The sequence below is a fragment of the Brucella sp. RRSP16 genome (genome assembly GCF_052246815.1).
Classification (GTDB): domain Bacteria; phylum Pseudomonadota; class Alphaproteobacteria; order Rhizobiales; family Rhizobiaceae; genus Brucella; species Brucella intermedia.
On sequence record NZ_JBQQAM010000024.1, the window covers coordinates 1 to 23,462 of the forward strand.

Here is a 23,462-nt window from a genome sequence, read left to right on the forward strand (position 1 = left end):
CTACTGCCCTACTGCCCCTACTGCCCTACTGCCCTACTGCCCTACTGCCCTACTGCCCTACTGCCCTACTGCCCTACTGCCCTATGTTGGCGCACTGCATCGCCGAACGCCTCGAATATCTTGCGGGAAGGGGCATCGGAATGCACCCAGTATTCCGGGTGCCACTGGACGCCGACGACAAATCCCTTCGCATTCTTCACCGAGACGGCTTCGATGGTTCCGTCTTCCGCAACGGCTTCGACCTCAAGCTGCGGCGCAAGCCTGTCGATCGCCTGCCGGTGGACGGAGTTCACCCGCACGCTGTCTTCCTTCAGGATTTCTGCCAGGCATGAGTTCGGGTTGAGTTTGATCGGATGCTGGATGGCGAAGCGCTCCGCCTGGCTTTCCGATTCCGGCGCGCGGTGGTCCATCCGGCCTTCCAGCTCCTGGATTTCGGTGGCGAGCGTGCCGCCCAGCGCGACGTTCAGTTCCTGTATGCCGCGGCAGATGGCCAGTACCGGAACGCCCTTTTCAATGGCGGCGCGGATCAGCGGCAGCGATGTCGCGTCGCGGGCATTGTCATAAGGCTCAAAGGCCGGATTCGGCTCCACGCCGTAGAGGGCAGGGTGAACGTTCGATTTGGAACCGGTGACGAGAAGGCCGTCCACCGCATCCAGAATGGCGTCGAGGTCCATCCGGTCGCCGAAGCTCGGCACCAGAAGCGGGGTCACGCCCGCAACATCGATGGCGGCTGCCAGATATTGTTCCGGCGCGGCGTGCCAGGTGTAGTTTTCAAATGGCTTCACATCGGTCGGTACGGCGACGAGAGGGCGAGAAGTCTTGGGCATAATGTTCGTTTCCACCATTCGGAATATGAAGCGGTTTTGCGTGAGTTAATGCCTAGAAACAAAGATAAAGGGCATTCCCAGCGATCCAGTTCGAACTGGAAATGCCCTGTTTGCTCTGTTCCTTACTTCTCCGCAATGGCGCGCGCAATCACGAACAGGTGTCGTCCTGCGGCCCTGCGGTCGGTCTTTTGATTGTGCCTTCTGTGTATTGTGTTGATTTGGACTGATTTTTACGGTCGAAGATGGTTCAAATGCTGCTTCCGATAATCTAGGAATGAATAAAGACGGATTGGCAGTTGAGGGGATGAATGACTGACGATCAGCTTTTCTCCGTCAGGGGCAAGGTTATTGCCGTGACGGGTGGTTCTTCAGGGTTGGGCCTCAGGATGGTCCATGTGCTGGCAGGGCACGGTGCGCATGTGATTTCGATCTCGCGCACCCATGCAGGAGAAAGCATTTGCCCGTCGGGCGGCGAAGTGCTGGAAATCATGGCGGATGTGACCCATCCGGATGAAATCGTCCGTGCTTTCGAAGAAGCGGAAGCGCGTTTCGGACCGATAACGGCGCTTTTCAACAATGCCGGCGTTGCGCATATGGCGCGCGCGCTCGATACGACGCGCGACATGCTCGAACATATTTTCGAGGTGAATGTCGCCGGTGCCTTTTTCGTGGCGCAGGAAGCGGCGCGCCGCATGATCCGGCATGGCGAGGGCGGCTCCATCGTCAACACGACCAGCATTCTGGGCGAGCGTCCGCAGAAGGGCGCTGCCGCTTATTCCATGTCCAAGGCCTGCGTGACGCAGATGACGCGGGCGCTGGCGCTGGAATGGGCCGCGCACGATATTCGCGTCAACGCGATTTCGCCGGGCTGGTTTCCAACGCGAATCAACGAAGAACAGCTGCAAGGTCCGGCAGGGGGCTACTTCAAAGGGCGAAACCCGATGCGGCGCCTTGGCGAGCCGCAGGATCTGGACGGGGTTGTGCTGATGCTGGCCTCCGACGCCAGCCGCTATATGACCGGTTCGATCATCACCGTCGACGGGGGGCACCAACTCTGACAGAGTTGGAAGCTTCTTGCGGTTATTTCCCGCCGCTGGACCTTGGATGGCAGGATTTTTCTCTAAAAGGCGGGACTCTGGCGGCAGAATATCCATCGTGACTAATCTGGATTAATTCTCCGCGACGCGGCAACTAACCTGCGCTGTTCTCCAATTATGGCTGTTTCAGTAATATTAGGACAACTAAAACAATACATGCCTCTGGTTGTAATTGCCGGGCGGGGGTTGTGCGTCTATGGTTTTCCTTAAAAAACATCTGAATACATCTTATGGTGGTCGGCATGACAGCTTGTGGTTTAATATCCCGAAAGATATTTTTAAGTCATTGGTGCGATATTGCTGCCCCATACAAGGGATTAAATGCATCGAATGTGGCAAAGCCGTAAACCTGAGATACCTGCAGATGTGCGGCTATCTTTTCTCAGAGCGCTGTATGGTAATCGTACGACGCTCTGGTTCGGCTTGCTCGCGCACGTTGTAGCCTGTGTCGTCATCTATGTGAAAACCGACGACTGGCGCTATCTGATGTTTGCCGGCGTCTTCGCCATCGTGGCGGTTGGCCGCATCTTCGACATGCACAAGTTCGATCAGGCAAGGCAGCAGCCGCTTTCCCATGCCGATCTCGACCGGTGGGAGACGCGCTATCTGATCGGCGCATCCGCCGTGTGTCTGACGCTCGGCATGTTATGTTTCTTCTCAAGCTTCGTGCTGCGGGATTCCTTCGCCGAACTTGCCAGCCTGACCGTGCTGCTTGCCTCGGTCGTTTCCATCGTGGGCCGCAACTATGCTTCGGCAAAGGCCGTCATCCTGATGTCGGCCTGCACGCTCCTTCCCGTTCTGGCGGGGCTCATTCTGGCGGGGACGCCGTTTCACGTCATCATCGGCCTGCTGCTGATCCCGTATTTCCTGTCCAACATCCAGATGGCCAACGGGTTGCGCGAATTTCTCTTCGCGGCGGTCATGGGCAAGCGTCGCCTGTCCATCGTGGCCGGGCGTTTCGATGCGGCGCTAAACAACATGCCGCAGGGCCTTTTGATGTTCGACAGCCAGCAGCGCATCGCCGTCATCAACAACAAGGCCAAGGCGATGCTGCAGATTGCCGAGCATACCAAGCTGCATGGCCGCAAGCTCGATGTCCTTCTACGCTATTGCGCCAAGAAGGGGCTGTTTCCGCAGACCGACCTGAAAAGCGTGCATGTGCGCATGCAGGACCTCCTGATCGGCAAGCGCGCCCGCGACATTTTCCAGCTTTCAAACCAGCGCTATATCGAATGCATCGGCAACCAGACCCTCAATGAAGGGGCGGTCCTGATGTTCGAGGATGTGACGCAGCGTGTGGAAGCGGAAGCGCGCATCCAGCATATGGCGCGCTATGACGGCCTGACCGGCCTGCCGAACCGCAATTATTTCGAGACTATGGTGCGCTCGCTGCGTCCCCATCAGAAGAAGGGCACGCAGGTCGCGCTCATCGTCATCGACATCAACCATTTCAAGCATGTCAACGACACGCTGGGGCATCATACGGGCGATGTGCTGTTGCGCCTGTTCGCCGAACGGCTGAACTCGCTCGATCCGCAGCGCTTCGTTGCATCGCGCTTCGGCGGCGACGAGTTCGTGGTGTTTGTCTTCAACCTGCGCGGCGAGGCCGATATTGCCGGGGTGATGGACCACATCATGGCGGTGGCGACCGGGGTTTACGATCTCGACGGCGATCAGGTCCAGATCGATATCAGCGCGGGCGTGGCGATCGAGAATGTCGAAAGGTCCGATGTCGGCAGCATGCATATCAATGCCGACCTGGCGCTTTACGAAGCCAAAAGCACGGAAGAAAAATCCTGGTCGGTCTTCGTCGATGCGATGGACACCAAATATCGCGGACGCCAGAAACTCAAGGCGGATCTGCGGCTCGCCATCAATCACGGCGAGATCAAGGTCGTCTACCAGCCCATCGTCAGCGCGCAGTCCCTGCGCGTTGTCGCATGTGAGGCGCTTGCGCGGTGGGAGCATCCGGAGCTCGGTTTCGTGCCGCCTGCCGAATTCATTCCGCTTGCGGAGGAAATGGGCATCATCACCGACATAACCCGCTTCATGCTGGAGCAGGCCTGTGCCGACTGCCTGTCATGGGGCGATCGCATCGGCGTTTCCGTCAACCTGTCGGCCATCGACCTGAAAAGCAACGACATTGCCCGCGATATCGCCAATGCCTTGCAAAAATCCGGGCTTCCGGCGCATCGGCTCGAGGTGGAAGTGACGGAAAGCGCCATCATCTCGGACCGCAACAAGACGTCGATGGTGTTGCAGCGGCTCAAGAATGCCGGGATCAATATCGCGCTCGACGATTTCGGAACCGGCTATTCCAGCCTCAGCTACCTCAATACATTGCCCCTGACCAAGGTGAAGGTCGACCGCTCCTTCGTGCGCGACATCACCACCGACCGGCGGTCGCTGATGCTGCTTCGCGGCGTCACCCAGCTTTCGCATGAGCTGGGGCTCGGCGTGACGGTGGAGGGTGTCGAAACCGAGGAACAGCTTGCGCTGATCCGCGTGGCGGCGGGCGCCGATCTCGTGCAGGGCTATCTGCTCGGCATGCCGGTGCCGGTGGAGGCGATCAGCGCCATGACCGCGAAGGCCGCAGCGCGCCGCGATGGTGGGCGAACCGTCGCCTGAGCAGGCTTGGCCCATTGCCGCCTTTCAGGCGGAATACTCCAGAAAACAGGAAATGAAGCGGCTGCGATTCCACCTGATCGTTCGGGCTGAATCTTTCAGGCTGAATCTTTCGGGCTGAAACGCCCCGCCAGATCGCTCCACTTGAACCATTCGGGCGCGTGCCTTGCAGGTGAGGGCTGCGCTGCAAAAGCGCTTTACCCGGTATTCTCCGCAGTGCATTGCAGCGGTTCATTTATAGTACACATAAATCTGAATAAATATGAATAATAGGGATATTTTTCCGGGGAACTATCATGCTCATAATAGAGAGGAGGAGTGAATATAAGTATTCATTCATGTGCTTATAGAAAAGATATTCGGCTCAATCTTGTTGTTTGAGGGGAGGCTAATGAAACGATTGTATCGTTATACTTTATACGTTCTGGTCGCATTGGTTGTTGTTGCCGGTGTCGGCACGGGGGTCTTCTGGAAGAAAATCCATGAAACCTGGGCCGTCTATCAATATGCCCAGATGTTCAAGGGGCCGGAGATTTTTGAAAATTTCCGCAATGTCTACAAGCGTTATCCGTCCGTGCGCATTCCGCATGAAGGCGAGGTCAGCCCGCTTGCCAAGGCGAAGCAGCCCCTGCCGGAAACTTTCGTCTACAAGGGCGAAACCCGCAAGATTTCCGACTGGCTGGAGCGTGGCGGCACCACCGGCCTCATCGTCCTCAAGGATGGCGTCATCGTCCACGAACAATATGACCACGGCAACAGCCCGGCCACCCAGTCCATCGCATTTTCCGTTTCAAAATCAGTCGTTTCCTTCCTTATCGGCAATGCCGTCCGGGATGGCCTGATCGATATCGGCCAGCCGGTCGACCGCTATGCGCCGGTGCTGGCCGAAGGCGGCTACAAGGGTGTGACGGTCAAGAACGTGCTGCAGATGGCATCCGGCATCGGCTTCAACGAGAACTATGGCGATCTCAATTCCGATATTGTCCGCTATGCCGTGGAACTTCTGACCGGCTCGATCACGAATTTCACCGCGCATCTGAAAAGCGTGCGTCCGCAAGGAACGCTCAGCCAGTATGTTTCGTCGGATACGCAGGCGCTCGGGCTGGTTCTGGAAGGCGCGACGGGCATTCCCTTGCAGGATTACATGAAGGACAGGCTCTGGTCGAAGCTTGGCGCCGAAGCCGATGCCTTCTGGATCGTGGACCCGACCGGAGAGGCTGCCGCAGTAGGCGGGATGAATGCCGTGCTGCGCGATTATGCGCGGTTCGGGCTGCTCTATCTCAACGAAGGCCGCAACTTCAAGGGCGAGCAACTTGTGCCCGCGCAGTGGGTGCATGATTCGGTGACGCCGGATGCGCCCTATCTGATGCCCGGCCGCGAGGATGCGTTCGGCAAGATTCCGTTCGGCTATGGCTATCAGTGGTGGACGCCGGTTGACTGGCAGGGCGATTTCAGCGCTGCCGGCATCTATGGGCAGTTCATCTATGTCAATCCCGCCAAGCGTGTGGTGATTGCCAAGACCTCTGCCCATGCCAGTTACAATGTCGATGGGCAGGATATGAAAGACGAAACCATGCATGCGTTTCAGGCGATCGCCAACGCACTTTAAAGAGCCTTTTTCAGATTAAGGCAGAACCCTGAAATGGCCCTTAATCGGGCCATTTTGCACTTTTTGACGGATATTCCTGCGTAAAAGCCCAACTCAATTGTGGCGAACGAACGTTCATTGTGCGGCGACAAAAAGGCAGGGCACAAAGTTATATCTTTACATGCTGATAAAGGGGCATATTCTGCACACTGATTTGCGGGGTGCGGAAAAATCGATTGCATGACGAATACAGCTGTTACAGGCGATAAACCGCCATTGTCCAATTTTGCGCGGCAGCTGTTGCAGTTTCTCGACCGGGTGGAATATCGCCGTATCGTACATGCGGAGGACCTCGAGGAAATCGGCCGCCTGCGCTATCGTTCCTACCGCACGCGCAATGTGATGCACGAGGCGGAAGTGCCGTCCATCGTCGATGATATCGACCGTGACAGCCATGCTTTCGTCTATGGCGTGCATGTGGATGGGCAACTGGTCAGCACGCTGCGCATCCATCACATCACGCCCGATCATCGTCGCGGCACGAGCTATGCGCTTTTCCCGGATATCCTCGATCCGCTGCTCAACAGCGGTATGCATTTTGTCGACCCGACCCGCTTTGCGGCCGATCCGGAACTGTTGAGCGAATATCCTGCCATTCCCTATATCACCTTGCGCATCGCGGCGATGGCGTCGGAATTTTTCGCGGCGGATCAATGCCTTGCCTCGGTGAAGCCCGAGCATATGGCCTTTTACAAGCGCATTTTCGGCACTTCGGTCATGGCCGATGCCCGCGAGCATGAAGGCTATGGAATCAGGGTGGGGCTCGGCGCTGCACCCATCCGCAATATCCGCGATGCGGTGGCCGTGCGCTTTCCGTTCTTCAAGTCGCAGCCGCATGAGCGCCGCGCCATGTTTGCCGACATGCGGGACAGTTCCGTGCCGCTGACAATCCTGCCGACGGCGAAATATACCGGGCTCGGCATATAGGAATCTGAAAACATCGCCGGAGCTTAAACAATTAAATATAGCCAGAAGGGCAGTTTCGCTTTACGAAGATTGCGGAACCGCTTCTGCGGAGAGAGGGTAGCTGCGACGAAAAGCCTTGCGGTCAATGCATCGGTTTGTTCGCTCGCACATTGAAGATTGCAGGCATTTCCGCTTAACATGACGGTGTATGGGCGGAAATTTTAAAGCGTGTTGCGCTTTAATCTTGTTTTCACGCATGTCTTTGTCCCAAAACCGGTTCCCACTATTGGGAGACATGCTTTAAATGGGTGGAACTAAAATGGCAGAACATCATACGACGGCTCCGGCTGAACTTGGCGCACCGATGGACTATTCCGAGCATGAGAAAACTTATGCCGGTTTCACGGGCCTGGTTAAATGGAGCACGGTGGCGCTTATCGCCCTTATGATTGCCATGGCGTTCGGCTTTTTTGCTGGTGGTTTCTTCTCCGCGACCGTTCTTTTCATCCTAGTCTGTGTCGCTGCCTGGTTCATTCTTTCGTGACCACTGCCGCCGGATTTCAGCTTCCGGCGCAGTATCGTTGAACTGAAGCGCGAACCGGGGTCAACCCGCACGATTTGATCGAATGCCTTGGCATGGAATACCGTGCCGAGGTTTTATGCATGTCTATAGTTCAGGTTATTTGAACGGGCTTCGCCCCGGAAGCTCGTAACTGTGCATGACCGGAATCAATCCCGGAAGAACGCCACGAAAGGGAAACCAGCTTGGCCCAGACGTTATTTATCCCGAAAGAAAGCGACCCCAATGAAAGCCGTGTCGCGGCGTCGGCGGAGACGGTGAAGAAATTCATCGCGCTCGGTTTCGATGTCGTGGTGGAAAAAGGCGCGGGCGAGAAATCGCGCATTCCCGATGCCGAGTTTACCGCAGCCGGAGCCCGGATCGGCACGGTGGCGGACGCCAGAACGGCGGATGTCGTTCTTAAAGTGCGCCGCCCGTCCGATGCGGAACTGAAAGGGTATAAATCGGGCGCGGCGCTCTTCGCCATGCTCGACCCTTACGGCCATGAAGATGCTGTCGCCGCGCTTGCCAGAGCTGGCATTTCTGCCTTCACGATGGAATTCATGCCGCGCATCACCCGTGCGCAGGTGATGGACGTATTGTCTTCGCAGGCCAATCTCGCCGGTTATCAGGCGGTGATTGACGCGGCGGAAACCTATGACCGCGCCATGCCGATGATGATGACGGCGGCTGGCACCGTGCCTGCCGCCAAGGTGTTCGTGATGGGGGCAGGGGTTGCCGGTCTTCAGGCCATTGCAACGGCCCGTCGCCTTGGCGCCGTCGTGACCGCCACCGACGTTCGCCCGGCTGCGAAGGAACAGGTCGCCTCGCTTGGCGCGAAGTTCATCGCGGTCGAGGACGAGGAGTTCAAGGCAGCGGAAACCGCTGGCGGCTATGCCAAGGAAATGTCGAAGGAATATCAGGCGAAACAGGCGGCACTTGTTGCCGACCACATCGCCAAGCAGGATATCGTCATCACCACGGCGCTCATTCCGGGCCGTCCGGCGCCGCGGCTGGTATCGAAGGAAATGGTCGCTTCGATGCGCCCCGGCTCGGTGCTTGTCGATCTCGCGGTCGAGCGCGGCGGCAATGTCGAAGGCGCTGTCGCTGGCCAGATTGCGGATGTGAACGGCGTCAAGATCGTCGGCCATCTCAACGTTCCGGGCCGCATTGCGGCAAGCGCCTCGCAGCTTTACGCGCGCAACCTGATCGCCTTCGTCGAAACGCTGGTCGACAAGGAAACGAAGCTTCTGAAAATCGATCCGGAAGAAGAGCTGGTGAAGGCGACGCTTCTCACCCATCAGGGCAAAATCCTCCATCCGGCTTTTGCCAAGGCTGAGGCAGCACCTGCCGCAACCACGCCAGTTGTTGCAAAGCCGGCTGCAAAACCGAAAGCCGCACCGAAGCCCAGAGCCGCAAAGGCAGAAGTCGTTGGCGATGCTGCGAAACCTGCAGCCCCGAAAACGGCGAAGGAAACGGCGAAGAAAGCGCCTGCAAAAGCACCGAAGGCTGCTGCAAAGTCTTCTTCATCCCCCAAGTCTCCAGTTGATGGAGGAGAGGCATAATGGCCGAAACTAGTCTCGATAAAGCTCTTGAGAGCCTGAACCAGGCCGCAGACGCCGTCCGTCAGGCGGCGGAAAATGCGGGCGGCCTGGGTGATGCGGCGGCTGCTGCCGCGCATGCCGCATCGGGCGGCGCAATCGATCCGTTCGTGTTTCGCTTCGCGATCTTCATCCTGTCGATTTTCGTCGGCTATTACGTCGTCTGGTCGGTCACGCCCGCGCTGCACACGCCTTTGATGGCCGTGACCAACGCCATTTCATCGGTGATCGTGGTGGGTGCGCTTCTGGCCGTTGGCCTGTCGCTTTCCGGCTGGGCAACCGGCTTCGGTTTCATCGCGCTCATTCTCGCGAGCGTCAACATCTTCGGCGGCTTTCTGGTCACCCAGCGCATGCTCGCCATGTACAAGAAAAAAGAAAAGTGAGGCTGAACGAACATGAGCGTTAATCTCGCAGCCTTCCTTTATCTCGTCTCCGGCGTGCTGTTCATTCTGGCGCTGCGCGGCCTGTCGCATCCGACGACCAGCCGTCAGGGTAATATGTACGGCATGATCGGCATGGGGATTTCCATCCTCACCACATTGTTGCTGGCGCGTCCGAGCTTCGGCGGTCTGGTCCTGATCGTCATCGGCATCGCCATTGGCGGCGGCATCGGTGCGGTCATCGCGCGCCGCATCGCCATGACGGCCATGCCGCAGCTTGTTGCCGCCTTTCACTCGCTGATCGGTCTTGCCGCTGTTCTGGTGGCCGCTGCCGCGCTTTACTCGCCGCATTCGTTCGGGATTGGCGAAGTGGGCCAGATCCACGGTCAGGCGCTTGTGGAAATGTCGCTTGGCGTCGCCATCGGCGCGATCACCTTCACCGGCTCGATCATCGCCTTTTTGAAGCTCGATGGACGCGTGTCGGGCAAGCCGATCATGCTGCCGGGACGCCATGTCATCAATGCGGCTCTGGCCGTGGCGATCGTGCTTTTGATCGTCGTGCTCACCAACACGGAAAGCCATTTCGTGTTCTGGCTGATCGTGCTGCTGGCGCTTGCCTTCGGCGTGCTCATCATCATTCCGATTGGCGGTGCGGACATGCCGGTTGTCGTGTCCATGCTCAATTCCTATTCGGGCTGGGCTGCGGCAGGCATCGGCTTCACGCTCGGCAATCTGGCGCTGATCATCACCGGCGCGCTGGTCGGCTCGTCCGGTGCGATCCTCAGCTACATCATGTGTAAGGGCATGAACCGCTCGTTCATTTCGGTCATTCTCGGCGGCTTTGGCGGCGATACATCCGCTGCCAGCGGCGGCGAGGTGGAGCAGCGTCCGGTCAAGCAGGGTTCTGCCGACGATGCGGCCTTCATCATGAAGAATGCTTCGAAAGTCATCATCGTGCCGGGTTATGGCATGGCGGTGGCACAGGCCCAGCACGCGCTGCGCGAAATGGCCGACAAGCTCAAGGCCGAAGGCGTGGAAGTCAAATATGCCATCCATCCGGTCGCGGGCCGTATGCCAGGGCATATGAACGTGCTTCTGGCCGAAGCCAACGTGCCTTACGATGAAGTGTTCGAGCTGGAAGACATCAATTCGGAATTCGCGCAGGCCGATGTGGCCTTCGTGATCGGTGCGAATGACGTCACCAATCCGGCGGCGAAGACCGATCCGAAGTCACCGATCTTCGGCATGTCGATCCTCGATGTCGACAAGGCTGGTACGGTCCTGTTCATCAAGCGCGGCATGGGTTCGGGCTATGCGGGCGTGGAAAACGAGCTGTTCTTCCGCGACAACACCATGATGCTCTTTGCCGACGCGAAGAAGATGGTGGAGAGTATTGTGAAGGCGCTCGATCATTAGGGAAGGCAATAGGGGAGTAGGGGAATAGGGCAGTAGGGCAGTAGGGCAGTATGTTTGACTTGCAAATATACTGTCCGTATCTCCCTTACTCCCTTACTCCCTTACTCCCTTACTCCCTTACTCCCTTACTCCCTTACTCCCTTACTCCCTTACTCCCTTACTCCCTGCGCGCCTCCTCGGGATGAGGGCGTTGGGCGGAAACTAAAAAGGCGGCTTGGAGCCGCCTTTTTTATTGGGATTTTCGTTTTTCAGCGGACCTTTATTATGTGACTACAAAATAATGGAGAGAGAAATGCGGTATATTCTTCGAAATTTTGTAAGTTCTTTATGCATTACTTTTATAATATTCAATGCAATTTCTGCCGCGAATGCCAATTCACGTAAGATTGGACCGGAGGACAATAATAAAAAGGATGAGGTTTCCATTGCGAAGATTTATTTCGCTGGGTCGGTGAATGGGGAAACAGCCGCAGAGCTTATCGAGGCCATCGATGATGCGAACATCAATTATAAAAAACTCAAACGAATCTATCTCTATATCAACAGCTATGGTGGCGGCATGGAAAGCGGCTATGCTGGCTATTGGGCCGTCAAGAGTTCCAGAACTCCGGTGACGACGGTCAACATGGGAATGGTCATGTCATCTGCAAGCATGATATTCTGCGGCGCCGACGACCGTCAGAGCCTGAAGGGAGGACGTTTTATACTTCATCCGGCCTCGGTATCGCTAGGAAACAGTTCTTACCAGCCTGATGAACTGGAAAGAAAACGGCAGGAACTGGACGGCTTCAATGCAATGTTCCGCGATGTTTATAAAGAATGCACGAAGCTGAGCGAGCAGGAGATTGCGGATCTTCTTCATGCCGAGAACCAGAGGCGATTCATGCTAAACGACGAAGCCAGGCAGTCCGGATTGATCGCGAAAATTGCCGATAAGATCATGGACAGTTCGGTTTCGTATTTTGTCACGGATACGAACAAAAATACGAACGACTGAAGTTCAGCCGTAGATCATCTTGTCCTGCAATGCCCGCAGTTCGGCGATCTTCGAGCCGGGCTTCGGGGCCGCATTGGCATAGGTGATGAGTTCGCCCTTGCGGATCGGCGCGAGGACCGTGCCGTTCTGCAGCAGGCCGCAGGGGATGGCTTTGGCCGCGCGGGCCTCCGGTGTCGTCATGATCCATGAGCGGTAGCAATATTGGCCGATGGCATCCAGATGATCGCCGGGCCGCAAGTCCTTCTTGGCGACGGCGCACACTTCCGCCACAGGCTTCGGCAGCGGCACCATGTCGGTCTTGCCGTGCAGCACGACCCGGGCAACCGTCAGCGGCACTTCCAGCGAGGTGAGGTGGAAAGGACGGTGGAAGGTGAAATAGGGGCCCTTGCCCATTTTCAGGTCTTCCAGACGTTCCACAAGGCGGGGATGTTCCATCTTGGCGATGACGAAGACGCCGGGCGACACGCCGCGTCCGATGGAATAATCGACCACGCCGGTTTTGTTCAGGACGCCGCCGTCCTCCTTCGGGATCAGGGTGCGGTTCAACTCGTCGATTGCTGCCCTGGGACCGTGCATGCCTGCAATATCCGGCACAAGGCCGGTGGCGTTGGCAATCGCCGCCATTTCGACCATCGTCTTGGAGCCATCGACAAATTCCACCAGCAGGCGAACATTCATGTTCCGGCGGTCGGCCTCCTCCTGATAGTCGTCGGGGATCGCATCGAAATTGAGCGGATTGTTCTTGCCTTTGCCGGCAGCCACGACCTTGTGGCCCATGGCGGAAACGAACTCGATCAGTTCCATGCAGGATGAAGGCTCGTCGCCTGCGCCCAGCGAATAGATCACGCCCTGCCTGTCGGCCTCGGCCTTGAGGTAGGGGCCGATGGTGACATCGGCTTCCACATTCATCATGACGAGGTGCTTGCCGTTGCGGATGGCCTTGATGCCGGTCTCCGCACCCACTTCCGGAATGCCGGTCGCATCGATGATGACATCGAGCAGCGGGTTGGAAAGGATCAGGTCATTGTCGTCGGTGACGGCGATCTTGCCCGCTTCGATGGCGCGGGTCATTGCGGACTGGGTGGCGGTTTCCTGCGCGTTGTCCTCGTCGCCATAGGCGGTGCGGACAGCCTTGAAGGTGTTGGGCAGCCTGCGGGCGGAAAGCGCGCCGACTTCGATGCCCTGCATCCGCGCCACCTGGGTTACGATGTCGGTGCCCATTTCGCCCGCGCCGATAAGACCGATGCGGATCGGCTTGCCGGTTTCAGCCCGCGCCGCGAGATCGCGCGCCAGTCCAACCAGTGCCACATTTGTCGTCATGAAAATCTCCGCAAAATCTCGAAACCCAGCAAGCGAGGTAATTTTGTCACGCTTGTGTTGATATAGGTGCGTAATAGACGAACAGTCTCTATATCAACACTGACGGACGCGCACCTCCAAACTGCGCGACAAAATATGCATGTCACTGGAGCCAAAATGAGCAGCGTTTCCCCCTTCGATCTCGTGATCTTCGATTGCGACGGCGTGCTTGTCGATAGCGAGCCGCTTTCCTGCCTTGCATTCGAGCAGGTCTATGCCGATCACGGCATGAAGCTGCCGGAAGGGACGGTCGCGAAAGGCATCGGCATGAAGCAGGCCGATATCATGAAGATGATCGAGGATATGACCGGGCATCGCCTGCCGGAGGAGGCGACGAACCTGTTCTGGCCCGCGACGAAAATCCTGTTTGCGGAAAGTCTGCAGCCGACCGTGGGTATCGCCGACTTCCTGCGCGAACTGCCGCAGAAGCGCTGCGTGGCTTCATCGTCGCAGCCGGAGCGCATTGCGTTCAGCCTGGAAAAGACCGGCATCAGCCATTATTTCGGCGATGCTGTCTATTCGTCCAGCATGGTCAAGCGCGGCAAGCCGGCGCCGGACCTGTTCCTGTTTGCTGCGACCAGGATGGGCGTCGATCCGGCGCGTTGCGTGGTGATCGAGGATTCGCCTTTCGGCGTGGAAGGTGCCATTGCAGCAGGCATGACGGCATTCGGTTATACGGGCGGCGGGCACACCTATGAGGGCCATGCAGAAAAACTGGCGGGCAAGGGCGCGCATCAGGTTTTCGCGCATTGGGACGACATTGCCCGGGAAATTCTGGTTGCCGCCTAAGTGTCTGATCCAAAAGTCGCCATGCCAGACTGCAAATGGCAATTTCTGCGCTTCCGGTGCTCATGTACATTTAAGTACATTGCGCTCCGGTTCTCGAAATCACCATTTTCGCCATGGCCTGCCACTTTTTGATTCAGACACAAGGCTTTAATGGTTAAACACAAGGCAAATCACATCAGCAGGAATAGCCAGCGAATGAAAGACGCAATCACGCTCGACCAGTTGCGCGAGGCAATCGGCACGGAAATCGGATGTTCGGAGTGGCGCGAAGTCACGCAGGAAATGATCAACCAGTTCGCGGATGCGACCGATGATCACCAGTTCATCCATGTCGATCCGGAACGCGCCGCGAAGGAAACGCCTTTCGGCGGCACCATCGCGCATGGTTTCCTGACTCTGTCGCTGCTTTCGACGCTGGCCTATGAGGCGCTGCCGATGCTGGAAGGCGCAACGATGGGCATCAATTACGGCTTCGACAAGCTGCGCTTCCTGTCGCCGGTCAAGACGGGCTCCCGCGTGCGCGCCCGTTTCAAGCTGGCGGATGCGGATATCCGTCCGTCGGGCCGTGTGGTCAATCACTATGATGTGACGCTCGAAATCGAAAACTCGCTGAAGCCCGCGCTGACGGCAACCTGGCTGACGATTGCCGTCGTGGAGCCGCCGGAAGGCTGACAATCGGGGTTCAAGCCGCTTCGCGATACGAAACCGGAAGCCGTCCTTCTTCATCGAGAGGGGCGGCTTTTCCCTTATGCCCGGTCATCAGGTCGCGGAAGAAGAACGGGCCGTGCAGGAACATGCCGAAATCATAGAAGTTCTTCTTCTCCGCCCCGCGCATATAAAGAAGGTGCATCAGGAAGAAATTGCCCTTCGAGCGCTTGTAGCGGTTTTCGCTATGGACATGCTTGAAGCGGATGCGGTTGATGAGCGGCGGATTGGCGGTCTTCAGCTTCAGGACCTTTGCCGGGTCCGAACCGTAGAAGTGGATGATATCGGTCAGCACCTGGAATTCCGACCACAGGACGGGGCTCTCCTCGATCACCACACGCACATCCTCGCGCAGGGATTTTGCCCTGGGATGCAGAGCGATCATCATCAGGCACGAGCCGATGGCCAGCATCGAAACCGGCTGTTTTTTCAGAAGGTCGGGGCGTTCGCGCTGGAGATCGGCGAGCGCTTCCACCGCCGGAACCGTGCCAAGGCTATGCGCGACAATGACGACTTCATCGGCATTGCAGGCCTCGATCTTCCGCTTCAGGGCTTCGGCAAAAGCCTTGCGCCGCAGGTTGAGCTTCTCGTTGCGGCCATGGATACGATCATAGGCCGCGGACCAGTCGTCGAGCAGATAGGACATGAAAAACCGGTCGCCGGGCTTGCGTACCAGCAAGGTGGCGATGAGGACGGCCAGCGGTGTCGACCAGAAAATATGCAGGGCCGAAAGACCCGCCGCCAGCGGTGCAAGGGCGATCAGCGCGGCGACGGTCAGAATCGCCAGTGACAGCAGGAACGGCCACAGGAAAAACAGGACGAAGCGCCAGCTCGTCGTCAGATAGCGCAACAGCGTTCCGGTGAAGAGGATGTTCAGGAAGGCGTGAAAGCCGGTCAGCATGCGCTTCGGCGTCGAGCGCGCCGCGTAATCGTCGAAAATATCCGCGGTGCCGAACTGGCAGAACTCGGTTTCCGTCTGCCAGCCATTGCCGGTGGTTACGGCGGTCGTCGTGCCGCAATCGTCAGGCTCGTCCACCATGGGCGGGAGCCTGGTCCTGGCGTTCCACAGGCGGTCGAAATCCTTCAATGCCTGCGCATGGCGCACGCGGACGGCCTTGGGATGCAGGCCTTCATAGCCTGTGAACTGGATAACGAGTCGCTTGCGGAGGGGCATAAGGAGAATCGGATATAATAAGAGGAGGCATTATCGGTTTGCTGGCAAAGTGCTATGGGGTGCCATTAAGGCCGATTTATGCGAGAAACCCGTGCGGCTTAGCCTATTCGCACGGTCGCGGCCATAGTAAATCGTGCGCAAGCCGGTATTTCGCGCAAGCCGGTGGGCAAAGTTGCATCTTGATGTGGACAGGCGAGGCTCTTTCTGATAATAGCCACGACCAATTTGCAGCGTATCCGTTGCGAAGCTTGGGAGCCTTTGGGCGTTGATCGGCCGGTCAGACCGGCTGAAATCGTTAAAAGACCCCCTAACGGCCTCAGGCTTAACCGAAATTCTAACCGATACGGGAATACACGTGCAGGTACTCGTCCGCGATAATAATGTTGATCAGGCTCTCCGCGCTCTCAAGAAAAAGATGCAGCGCGAAGGTATCTTCCGCGAAATGAAGATGCGCGGCCACTATGAAAAGCCGTCCGAAAAGCGCGCCCGCGAAAAGGCAGAAGCCGTTCGTCGCGCACGCAAGCTGGCCCGCAAGCGCGCTCAGCGTGAAGGCCTCGTCGGCGGCCGCGCCGGCGCTCGCTGATCGACCTTGAAATCAGGCGCTGTTGAACAGCGCCTTTTCTGCTTTCCGGTGTCGGCTTTCGCCTGCGCCGGATTTTGCATGTTTTGACTTCAGTTTGCGCGTTCGTTTCCGATATGAAACGAAGGGTCGACATGACCCGGCAGACATATTTTCTTTATCCTGCTTCCATTTTTAATGCAGCGTTACGAAAAGTTTCTGGACTTATCGGGCGCCATTATGTGTAAAAACAAATAATTAGGATATCCGCCTTTGCGGCGCGCCATCCAGAGATAAAACAAGCGCAAGACAATGCCGCCTTTTTGCTGTTTTTATCTGCTGGTTGGGGCCAGTATAGTACCGTAACAGGCAGAATAGTCCGGCAGGAGCAAGCCCTTGAGGGCGGGCTGGCCACGGGATGGAGAAGAAGCAACAGGGTCCTGGCACCCGATGCGAGCTGAAAGGAATGCAGTCGTTGCCCACGCGCTTGAAGATGATGCAATCGTCTGGAACGAAAGTTTCGGGAATTGAGGCATTGGGTGGAACAGGCCGGAACGGCCTTCTCATTGCCGCCGCACTTCTGGCTTTAACCATTGCGGGCTGCCAAAGCTCCACGACCGCGCTCAGCACGGTGGACAAGGCGCAAGGGTCGAGCGAGAACATCAGTTCGCTGACGAGCGTGATCCAGAGCAATCCACGCGATCCGGAAGGCTATAATGTGCGCGGTTCCGCCTATGGCAAGTCCGGCCGCTACAAGGAAGCGCTGCGCGACTTCGACCAGGCAATTGCGCTCAACCCGAATTTCTATCAGGCCTATGCCAACCGCGCGCTGGTCTATCGCTATATGGGCGACAGCACCAGGGCCGCGCAGGATTACAGCAAGGCCATCCAGCTCAATCCGCAATATGACGCCGCCTATATCGGGCGCGGCAATGTCTATCGTCAGGCAGGCCGTCTCGATCAGGCGCTGAGCGACTTCAATCAGGCCATCGCCCTGCAGACGACCGACGGTCGCGCCTATCACAATCGCGGCCTGATCTATCAGGCGAAAGGCCAGCACAAGCAGGCCATCGAGGATTTCTCGAAGGCGGTCTCGCTGAATTCCACCGCGCCGGAGCCTTATAATGGCCGCGGCATTTCCTATGTGGCGCTCGGCGATTACGACAACGCCTTCGACGACTTCAACACCGCCATCACGCTCGACCAGAACGTGGCGGAAAGCTGGGCCAATCAGGCGCTTGTCTATGAGCATAACGGCGACAAGGCCAAGGCTGCCAATTCCTATTCACGCGCCGTGCAGCTTGACCCGAAATACCAGCCTGCAAAGGATGGTCTCGCTCGCACGCGCGGATAACCTTTAGAGCCTGTTCCAAAAGTCGCCTTGTGTGGCTGCAAATGGCAATTTATCTGCGTTCCGGTGCTCACGTACGTTTGAGTACGCTCCGCTCCGGTACTCGAAAATCACCATTTTCGCGCGCACATGCCGCCTTTTTGATTCACGCTCTCATATAGCGAAGTATTGAAGATTGATGGCGGCGCTTTTCAAATTGGGAAGCGCCGCTTTTCTTTATAATTGGCCGCGATATATTGCATCTCATGTCGCTCTTCGATCACATCGGTTTCAAAGCCCGCAACGTCAACCGCAGCCTTTCGTTTTACGAAAGCTGCATGCCCGAACTTGGCCTTGAGGTCATTGCCCGTTCCGGCAGCGGCTTCTTCGTCAGCGGGGGAGAGCGGGCGCCGGTTCCGTTTCTGTGGATCCACGGCAGTGCCGATGGGGTAGCCGACGGCGAGGACAAGCCCGGCGACCGCCTGCACCTGATGTTTACCGCCGGAAGCCGCGAGGCCGTGGAGGCGTTTCATCAGGCAGCGCTCGAGGCAGGCGGCAGGGATAGCGGCGGACCCGCCTATCAGGGGCCGGAAGAGATGGGCTATTATGCGGCGCTGGTCTTCGACCCCGACGGAAACACGCTCGAAGCGGGTTTCCGTGAGAGGAAGAGATAGGGTTCAGGCCCGCAGGTTGCGCTTGTCGAGACGGCTGACCAGCCGGTCGCCGATCCACTGGATGCCGCAAACCATGATGATGAGAATGATCACGACCGCGATCATGATCTGCGTCTCGAAGCGCTGATAGCCGTAGCGGATGGCAAGGTCGCCAAGCCCGCCCGCGCCGATGGCGCCCGCCATGGCCGATGCACCGACGAGCGTGATGATCGTGACCGTGAAGCCCGCGACGATGCCGGGCAGGGCTTCGGGCACCAGCACTTCGCGCACGATGGTCCAGCGGTTTGCGCCCATGGAGCGGGCGGCTTCGATGAGGCCATGATCGACTTCACGCAGCGACACTTCCGCAATGCGCGCATAATAGGGGATCGCGGCGATGGACAGCGGCACGATGGAGGCCCATGTGCCGATGGATGTGCCGACGATGAAGCGCGTGACGGGGATGAGCGCCACCAGCAGAATGATGAACGGAACCGAGCGGAAGCCGTTAATGATGGCGCCGAGGATCGTGTTGACCGTCAGGTTCTGGGCAAGGCCGCCACGCTCCGTCAGGATCATGATGAGCGCGAGCGGAAGGCCGACGACGAGCGAAATCAGGCTCGAAAAGCCGGTCATGATGATGGTCTCCCAGAAGGAGCGCCAGAGAAGATCAAGCATCGCCTGAGACATAGCCGAGTACCTCCGTGGCGTCTGCATGGGTGTCGAGATAGGTGATGGCGGCGTCAAGCTTCGCCTTTTCCTGTGCGGGCAGGCCGATGAAGAGGGTGCCGACCGGCTCGCCCTGGATCGTGTCCATGCCGCCATGGATCAGTTGCGGCGCTATCTGGGTGGCGGCTGCGATGTCATTGAAGAACGCGCCTTTTGCCGCCGCGCCTGATAGTCTGACCTTCAGCACGGCAAGATTGCCCGAATTTTGCAACCGGTCGCGCCAGACGACAGGCAGTTCCGGCGTCAGCACCTGCAACATGCTCTGCGTCACAGGCGATTGCGGATTGGCGAAGACTTTCCAGACCGGGCCTTCCTCGGCGATCATGCCGTGGTCGAGCACGATCACGCGGTCGGCAATGCGGCGGATGACTTCCATCTCATGCGTGATGAGCAGGATGGTAAGGCCAAGCTTGGTGTTGATGTCTTTCAGCAGGGCCAGAATGGACTGTGTGGTTTCCGGGTCGAGCGCGGATGTCGCCTCGTCGGAAAGCAGCACGGCCGGTTCGGCGGCAAGCGCACGCGCGATGCCGACGCGCTGTTTCTGGCCGCCGGAAAGCTGGGCCGGATAATGCGTCGCCTTGTCGGAAAGGCCGACCAGTTCCAGAAGTTCGGCCACGCGCCGGGCGCGTTCTGCCTTCGGCTTGCCCGCGATCTTCAGCGGCAAGGCGATGTTTTCGGCAACCGTCTTGGCCGAAAGCAGGTTGAAATGCTGGAACACCATGCCGATGCGGCGACGCACCGGGCGCAGCGCATCTTCGCCCAGGCCGGTGATTTCACGGCCTTCGATCAGGATCGAACCGGTATCCGGCTTTTCAAGGCCGTTGACGCAGCGGATCAGCGTGGACTTGCCCGCGCCGCTGCGGCCGATGATGCCGAGGATTTCGCCGCGTGAGACCGAAAGCGAAACGCCGTTGATGGCTGCCGTTTCGCCGAACATTCGGCGCACGTCTTTCATCTCGACGATGGGCGCTGATGTGGCGGGTGGCTTTTCAATGGTCACGGTCGTTTCTTCTATGTCTGGATAGGCCGCTGCGAACAGCGGCTGTTTTATTAAGGTTCAAGGAAGGATGATGCCTCGCTCAAGCCATCAGCTTTTGCTGTGGCGATGCTTTAGGGCAATTTTTGTCGGTACGTCAATAAAAGCCGCGCCGGAAACGGTTCCGGCGCGGTCTTTCAAGCTTCAAAAGCGATTATTTCCAGGCCGGGATGCCGGTGCCCTTGTAGGCGCGGTCGAGTTCGGCCTTCACGGCGTCGTTCTGGAACGAAGCCACGAGGTTCTTCACCCATTCGGCGTTTTCATCTTCGGTGCGGACCGCGATGAAGTTGTTGTACGGGTTGTTTTCCTTCGATTCCCAGCCGATTGCCTCTTCCTTCTTGAGGCCGGCCTTTGCGGCCCAGTCGTTGTTCACGATGGCTGCATCGAGGTCGTCGATGGAACGGCCGACGACACCGGCGTCGAGTTCCTTGATCTCAAGCTTCTTCGGGTTTTCGACGATATCGATCGGGGTTGCCAGAATGCCTGCATCCGGCTTCAGCTTGATAAGGCCCTTTTCTTCCAGCACGCGCAGCGCGCGGCCTTCGTTCGACGGATCGTTCGGCACGCCGACGACAGCGCCTTCCTTCAACTCGTCAAGGCTCTTGTGCTTGCGCGAATAGATGCCGATCGGCCAGACGGCGGTATAGCCGGCAACGGAAATCTTGTAGCCGTGCTGCTTGATCTGCTCGTCCAGATAAGGCTTGTGCTGGAAGGCGTTGGCGTCGATTTCCTTGCGTTCCAGAGCTTCGTTCGGCTGGTTGTAGTCGTTGAAGGTCACGCGCTCGATGTTGAGGCCGTGCTTCTTGCCTTCTTCGGCGACGACTTTCCAGACGTCTTCGTCTTCACCGCCCATGATGCCGACCTTGATGGTCTTGTCTTCCGCGTGGCTCGGGGCCGACGCGAAGCCGACGGTCAGTGCGGCTGCGGTGAAGAGAAGGGCTTTCAGACCGGCGCGGCGGGTCAGATTATAGCGGGAAAGGACTGACGACATTTTGTTTTCCTTGTTCAAAGACTTTGGAGAGCCGGTCCCGGAAAGCGATCTTTTGAGATGATCTTTCTCCCCCTGCCCACCTTGTTGCCGATAATTCCCTTTTGTCGGGCAATAAACAAGGAAAATTATTTCAGAATTTGCCGAGGCGATAATGCCGAAATTGCGTTCACGAGACGGTGAGCGGATTGCCATTTCCGCTCTTCCGGCTTGCTTATCGATTGTCAGCAATAATCATCTGCGCGGCCTTCTCGGCGATCATGAGAGTGGGGGAGTTGGTGTTGCCGGACGTGATGGTCGGCATGACCGAAGCGTCGGCAACGCGCAGGCCCGCAATGCCGTTGAAGCGCAGGCGCGGATCGACGATTGCTTCCGCGTCCTGCCCCATGCGGCAGGTGCCGACGGGGTGAAAGATCGTCGTGCCGATATCGCCCGCCGCCTTCTCAAGCTGTTCCTGCGTTTCGTAGGCAGGGCCGGGCTTGAATTCCTCGGGGTGGAATTTCTGCAAGGGCGGCTGCGCCACGATATGGCGGGTGAGGCGGATGGCGTCGGCGGCGACACGGCGGTCACTCTCGGTGGCGAGATAATTCGGCCTGATCGCCGGTTGTGTCCGGTGGTCCGGCGACTTTATGTGGATCGAGCCGCGGCTGTCGGGGCGCAGATTGCACACGCTTGCCGTAAAGGCGGGGAAGGGGTGCACGGCCTCGCCGAACTTTTCGAGGCTGAGTGGCTGCACGTGATATTGCAGATTGGCGGTCTCGTAGGACGGGTCGGAGCGGGTGAATACACCAAGCTGGCTTGGCGCCATGGACATGGGGCCGGAGCGACGGAGGAAATATTCAAGCCCGATCATGGCCTTGCCAACCAGCTTGCTTGCCTTCTCGTTCAGCGTCGGGATGCCCGTGACCTTGTAGGCGCAGCGCAATTGCAGGTGATCCTGCAGGTTTTCGCCGAGCTGCCTGCGCTCCAGCTTGACCGGAATGCCTGCCTGCTGCAGCACATCACCGCGCCCGATGCCCGACAATTCAAGGATTTGCGGCGAACCGACCGCACCGGCGGCGAGAATGACTTCCCGCCTTGCCTTCACTGTCCGGGTCGTGCCGTTCTGGTCGAAAATGACGCCGGTGGCGCGCAAGTCCTCGATCTCGATGCGGCGGACATGCGCGCCGGTTTCAACGGTGAGGTTCTTGCGATCCAGCGCCGGGCGCAGAAAGGCCTTGGCGGTGTTCCAGCGGATGCCGCGCTTCTGGTTGACCTTGAAATAGGAGACGCCTTCATTGTCGCCGCGATTGAAATCGTCGGTGGCGGGGATGCCCGCAGAGACTGCCGCGTCGCGGAAGGCATCGAGGATATCCCAGTGCAGGCGGGCGCTCTCGACACGCCATTCGCCGCCTGCGCCATGCAACTCGCTTGCGCCGGCAAAATAGTCTTCCGATTTCCTGAAGAGCGGCAGGACATCGTCCCAGCCCCAGCCGTCGCATCCGGCCTGACGCCAAAGGTCGTAATCGCGGGCCTGGCCGCGCATATAGATCATGCCGTTGATGGACGAGCAGCCGCCCAGCACCTTGCCGCGCGGATAGCCGAGCGAACGGCCGTTCAGTCCCGCTTCGGCTTCCGTGGTGAAGCACCAGTCGGTGCGCGGATTGCCGATGCAATAGAGATAGCCGACGGGGATGTGAATCCAGGCATAATTGTCCTTTCCGCCCGCCTCGAGCAGCAGCACGGAACGGTTCTGGTCTGCGGAAAGCCGGTTCGCGAGGGCGCAACCTGCCGTGCCCGCGCCAACCACGATGTAATCGTAGGTGTCGGTCATGATCTCATATCCAGTAAAAGGTGGGGGCCGCCGGACGCGCGGGCGGCCCCGCAGTGTCGGTTATCCGAAAAGCCTCTTTCCCAGGCGCGATGCGTAGAACTCGCCTATGATTCCCTTCCGGAAGAGGAGGACGCATGCCATGAAGATGATGCCGGTTACGATCGTGACGGGGAAGTCGGATGTTGCGAGATAGTTCTGGAGGGCGACGACGAAGGCGGCGCCGACGATGGGGCCGATAAGCGTGCCAATGCCGCCCAGAAGCGTCATCAGG

21 protein-coding genes and 1 pseudogene are annotated in these 23,462 nt (G+C 58.2%); 14 read left to right on the plus strand and 8 right to left on the minus strand.

The genetic code is table 11. From position 1 onward, the window contains the following. Positions 1 to 65: 65 nt before the first annotated feature. Positions 66 to 827 carry a gamma-glutamyl-gamma-aminobutyrate hydrolase family protein gene (locus ACS5UA_RS21890; protein WP_121995661.1) on the minus strand — a complete coding sequence of 254 codons (762 nt, stop codon included), beginning with the start codon at positions 825 to 827 and terminating at the stop codon, positions 66 to 68. Between the two features lie 308 nt (positions 828 to 1,135). On the opposite strand from ACS5UA_RS21890, the gene ACS5UA_RS21895 reads away from it, so the two are divergent. From ACS5UA_RS21895 to ACS5UA_RS21935, 9 genes are all read left to right on the plus strand, one after another. Then, a complete protein-coding gene (locus ACS5UA_RS21895) occupies positions 1,136 to 1,885 on the plus strand; it encodes an SDR family NAD(P)-dependent oxidoreductase (RefSeq protein ID WP_443101813.1) in 750 nt (249 codons plus the stop codon). A gap of 369 nt (positions 1,886 to 2,254) precedes the next feature. Further along, positions 2,255 to 4,552 (plus strand): putative bifunctional diguanylate cyclase/phosphodiesterase, encoded by a 2,298-nt coding sequence (locus ACS5UA_RS21900; RefSeq protein WP_025090826.1) that lies wholly within the window; start codon positions 2,255 to 2,257, stop codon positions 4,550 to 4,552. Positions 4,553 to 4,940: 388 nt separating this feature from the next. Next, on the plus strand, positions 4,941 to 6,158 hold the full coding sequence (locus tag ACS5UA_RS21905) for a serine hydrolase domain-containing protein (protein ID WP_443101814.1): 1,218 nt from the start codon (positions 4,941 to 4,943) through the stop codon (positions 6,156 to 6,158). Between the two features lie 219 nt (positions 6,159 to 6,377). After that, the gene (locus tag ACS5UA_RS21910) at positions 6,378 to 7,124 is read left to right on the plus strand and encodes an N-acyl amino acid synthase FeeM domain-containing protein (protein ID WP_006467548.1); all 747 of its coding nucleotides are present in this window, start codon (positions 6,378 to 6,380) and stop codon (positions 7,122 to 7,124) included. A gap of 298 nt (positions 7,125 to 7,422) precedes the next feature. Then, positions 7,423 to 7,647: an aa3-type cytochrome c oxidase subunit IV gene (locus ACS5UA_RS21915; protein WP_006471190.1), complete on the plus strand. Its 225-nt coding sequence runs from the start codon at positions 7,423 to 7,425 to the stop codon at positions 7,645 to 7,647. A 221-nt stretch (positions 7,648 to 7,868) separates the two neighbouring features. Beyond that, on the plus strand, positions 7,869 to 9,227 hold the full coding sequence (locus ACS5UA_RS21920) for a Re/Si-specific NAD(P)(+) transhydrogenase subunit alpha (RefSeq protein ID WP_063881512.1): 1,359 nt from the start codon (positions 7,869 to 7,871) through the stop codon (positions 9,225 to 9,227). After that, positions 9,227 to 9,646 carry a proton-translocating transhydrogenase family protein gene (locus ACS5UA_RS21925; RefSeq protein ID WP_021587083.1) on the plus strand — a complete coding sequence of 140 codons (420 nt, stop codon included), beginning with the start codon at positions 9,227 to 9,229 and terminating at the stop codon, positions 9,644 to 9,646. Before ACS5UA_RS21920 ends, ACS5UA_RS21925 begins: the two co-directional genes overlap by 1 nt. Positions 9,647 to 9,658: 12 nt before the next feature. Next, positions 9,659 to 11,059, plus strand: a complete 1,401-nt coding sequence (locus ACS5UA_RS21930) for an NAD(P)(+) transhydrogenase (Re/Si-specific) subunit beta (RefSeq protein ID WP_443101815.1) — start codon at positions 9,659 to 9,661, stop codon at positions 11,057 to 11,059. A 292-nt stretch (positions 11,060 to 11,351) separates the two neighbouring features. Next, positions 11,352 to 12,056 (plus strand): ATP-dependent Clp protease proteolytic subunit, encoded by a 705-nt coding sequence (locus ACS5UA_RS21935; protein WP_443101816.1) that lies wholly within the window; start codon positions 11,352 to 11,354, stop codon positions 12,054 to 12,056. Between the two features lie 3 nt (positions 12,057 to 12,059). On the opposite strand, the gene ACS5UA_RS21940 is transcribed toward ACS5UA_RS21935, so the two are convergent. Continuing rightward, positions 12,060 to 13,376 (minus strand): 1-deoxy-D-ribulose 5-phosphate reductoisomerase, encoded by a 1,317-nt coding sequence (locus ACS5UA_RS21940; protein ID WP_006471189.1) that lies wholly within the window; start codon positions 13,374 to 13,376, stop codon positions 12,060 to 12,062. Positions 13,377 to 13,532: 156 nt separating this feature from the next. Here ACS5UA_RS21940 and ACS5UA_RS21945 point away from each other — a divergent pair, with 156 nt between their 5' ends. Beyond that, positions 13,533 to 14,204 carry an HAD family hydrolase gene (locus ACS5UA_RS21945; protein WP_443101817.1) on the plus strand — a complete coding sequence of 224 codons (672 nt, stop codon included), beginning with the start codon at positions 13,533 to 13,535 and terminating at the stop codon, positions 14,202 to 14,204. Positions 14,205 to 14,399: 195 nt separating this feature from the next. Then, entirely contained in the window at positions 14,400 to 14,876 is a 477-nt protein-coding gene (locus ACS5UA_RS21950) for a MaoC family dehydratase (RefSeq protein ID WP_006471187.1), read from the plus strand. A 10-nt stretch (positions 14,877 to 14,886) separates the two neighbouring features. On the opposite strand, the gene ACS5UA_RS21955 is transcribed toward ACS5UA_RS21950, so the two are convergent. Next, entirely contained in the window at positions 14,887 to 16,083 is a 1,197-nt protein-coding gene (locus ACS5UA_RS21955) for an alpha/beta hydrolase (RefSeq protein ID WP_443101818.1), read from the minus strand. Between the two features lie 355 nt (positions 16,084 to 16,438). Between ACS5UA_RS21955 and rpsU the strand changes: the two genes are divergently transcribed. The 3 genes from rpsU (at position 16,439) to ACS5UA_RS21970 (ending at position 18,646) form a co-directional block, all read left to right on the plus strand. Next, on the plus strand, positions 16,439 to 16,666 hold the full coding sequence (gene rpsU, locus ACS5UA_RS21960) for a 30S ribosomal protein S21 (RefSeq protein WP_006471186.1): 228 nt from the start codon (positions 16,439 to 16,441) through the stop codon (positions 16,664 to 16,666). A gap of 442 nt (positions 16,667 to 17,108) precedes the next feature. Then, positions 17,109 to 17,996, plus strand: a complete 888-nt coding sequence (locus ACS5UA_RS21965) for a tetratricopeptide repeat protein (protein ID WP_025090833.1) — start codon at positions 17,109 to 17,111, stop codon at positions 17,994 to 17,996. A 242-nt stretch (positions 17,997 to 18,238) separates the two neighbouring features. After that, positions 18,239 to 18,646 (plus strand): VOC family protein, encoded by a 408-nt coding sequence (locus ACS5UA_RS21970; protein WP_025090834.1) that lies wholly within the window; start codon positions 18,239 to 18,241, stop codon positions 18,644 to 18,646. A gap of 3 nt (positions 18,647 to 18,649) precedes the next feature. On the opposite strand, the gene ACS5UA_RS21975 is transcribed toward ACS5UA_RS21970, so the two are convergent. The 5 genes and pseudogenes from ACS5UA_RS21975 to ACS5UA_RS21995 form a co-directional block, all read right to left on the minus strand. After that, positions 18,650 to 19,315, minus strand: a complete 666-nt coding sequence (locus ACS5UA_RS21975) for a methionine ABC transporter permease (RefSeq protein WP_006471185.1) — start codon at positions 19,313 to 19,315, stop codon at positions 18,650 to 18,652. Next, positions 19,296 to 20,354, minus strand: a complete 1,059-nt coding sequence (locus ACS5UA_RS21980) for a methionine ABC transporter ATP-binding protein (protein WP_025090835.1) — start codon at positions 20,352 to 20,354, stop codon at positions 19,296 to 19,298. Before ACS5UA_RS21980 ends, ACS5UA_RS21975 begins: the two co-directional genes overlap by 20 nt. A gap of 190 nt (positions 20,355 to 20,544) precedes the next feature. Continuing rightward, positions 20,545 to 21,381 carry a MetQ/NlpA family ABC transporter substrate-binding protein gene (locus ACS5UA_RS21985; protein ID WP_151657774.1) on the minus strand — a complete coding sequence of 279 codons (837 nt, stop codon included), beginning with the start codon at positions 21,379 to 21,381 and terminating at the stop codon, positions 20,545 to 20,547. Positions 21,382 to 21,592: 211 nt separating this feature from the next. After that, positions 21,593 to 23,191 carry a GMC family oxidoreductase gene (locus tag ACS5UA_RS21990; RefSeq protein WP_443101819.1) on the minus strand — a complete coding sequence of 533 codons (1,599 nt, stop codon included), beginning with the start codon at positions 23,189 to 23,191 and terminating at the stop codon, positions 21,593 to 21,595. A 60-nt stretch (positions 23,192 to 23,251) separates the two neighbouring features. Continuing rightward, a pseudogene (locus ACS5UA_RS21995) lies at positions 23,252 to 23,462 on the minus strand (branched-chain amino acid ABC transporter permease); the annotation flags it as partial.

What these genes read in the sequence shown, in the direction of transcription:
- ACS5UA_RS21890 (WP_121995661.1), bottom strand. Translation starts at nt 827, where the DNA reads ATGCCCAAGACTTCTCGCCCTCTCGTCGCCGTACCGACCGATGTGAAG.
- ACS5UA_RS21895 (WP_443101813.1), top strand. Translation starts at nt 1,136, where the DNA reads ATGACTGACGATCAGCTTTTCTCCGTCAGGGGCAAGGTTATTGCCGTG.
- ACS5UA_RS21900 (WP_025090826.1), top strand. Translation starts at nt 2,255, where the DNA reads ATGTGGCAAAGCCGTAAACCTGAGATACCTGCAGATGTGCGGCTATCT.
- ACS5UA_RS21905 (WP_443101814.1), top strand. Translation starts at nt 4,941, where the DNA reads ATGAAACGATTGTATCGTTATACTTTATACGTTCTGGTCGCATTGGTT.
- ACS5UA_RS21910 (WP_006467548.1), top strand. Translation starts at nt 6,378, where the DNA reads ATGACGAATACAGCTGTTACAGGCGATAAACCGCCATTGTCCAATTTT.
- ACS5UA_RS21915 (WP_006471190.1), top strand. Translation starts at nt 7,423, where the DNA reads ATGGCAGAACATCATACGACGGCTCCGGCTGAACTTGGCGCACCGATG.
- ACS5UA_RS21925 (WP_021587083.1), top strand. Translation starts at nt 9,227, where the DNA reads ATGGCCGAAACTAGTCTCGATAAAGCTCTTGAGAGCCTGAACCAGGCC.
- ACS5UA_RS21930 (WP_443101815.1), top strand. Translation starts at nt 9,659, where the DNA reads ATGAGCGTTAATCTCGCAGCCTTCCTTTATCTCGTCTCCGGCGTGCTG.
- ACS5UA_RS21935 (WP_443101816.1), top strand. Translation starts at nt 11,352, where the DNA reads ATGCGGTATATTCTTCGAAATTTTGTAAGTTCTTTATGCATTACTTTT.
- ACS5UA_RS21940 (WP_006471189.1), bottom strand. Translation starts at nt 13,376, where the DNA reads ATGACGACAAATGTGGCACTGGTTGGACTGGCGCGCGATCTCGCGGCG.
- ACS5UA_RS21945 (WP_443101817.1), top strand. Translation starts at nt 13,533, where the DNA reads ATGAGCAGCGTTTCCCCCTTCGATCTCGTGATCTTCGATTGCGACGGC.
- ACS5UA_RS21950 (WP_006471187.1), top strand. Translation starts at nt 14,400, where the DNA reads ATGAAAGACGCAATCACGCTCGACCAGTTGCGCGAGGCAATCGGCACG.
- ACS5UA_RS21955 (WP_443101818.1), bottom strand. Translation starts at nt 16,083, where the DNA reads ATGCCCCTCCGCAAGCGACTCGTTATCCAGTTCACAGGCTATGAAGGC.
- ACS5UA_RS21965 (WP_025090833.1), top strand. Translation starts at nt 17,109, where the DNA reads ATGCAGTCGTTGCCCACGCGCTTGAAGATGATGCAATCGTCTGGAACG.
- ACS5UA_RS21970 (WP_025090834.1), top strand. Translation starts at nt 18,239, where the DNA reads ATGTCGCTCTTCGATCACATCGGTTTCAAAGCCCGCAACGTCAACCGC.
- ACS5UA_RS21975 (WP_006471185.1), bottom strand. Translation starts at nt 19,315, where the DNA reads ATGTCTCAGGCGATGCTTGATCTTCTCTGGCGCTCCTTCTGGGAGACC.
- ACS5UA_RS21985 (WP_151657774.1), bottom strand. Translation starts at nt 21,381, where the DNA reads ATGTCGTCAGTCCTTTCCCGCTATAATCTGACCCGCCGCGCCGGTCTG.
- ACS5UA_RS21990 (WP_443101819.1), bottom strand. Translation starts at nt 23,191, where the DNA reads ATGACCGACACCTACGATTACATCGTGGTTGGCGCGGGCACGGCAGGT.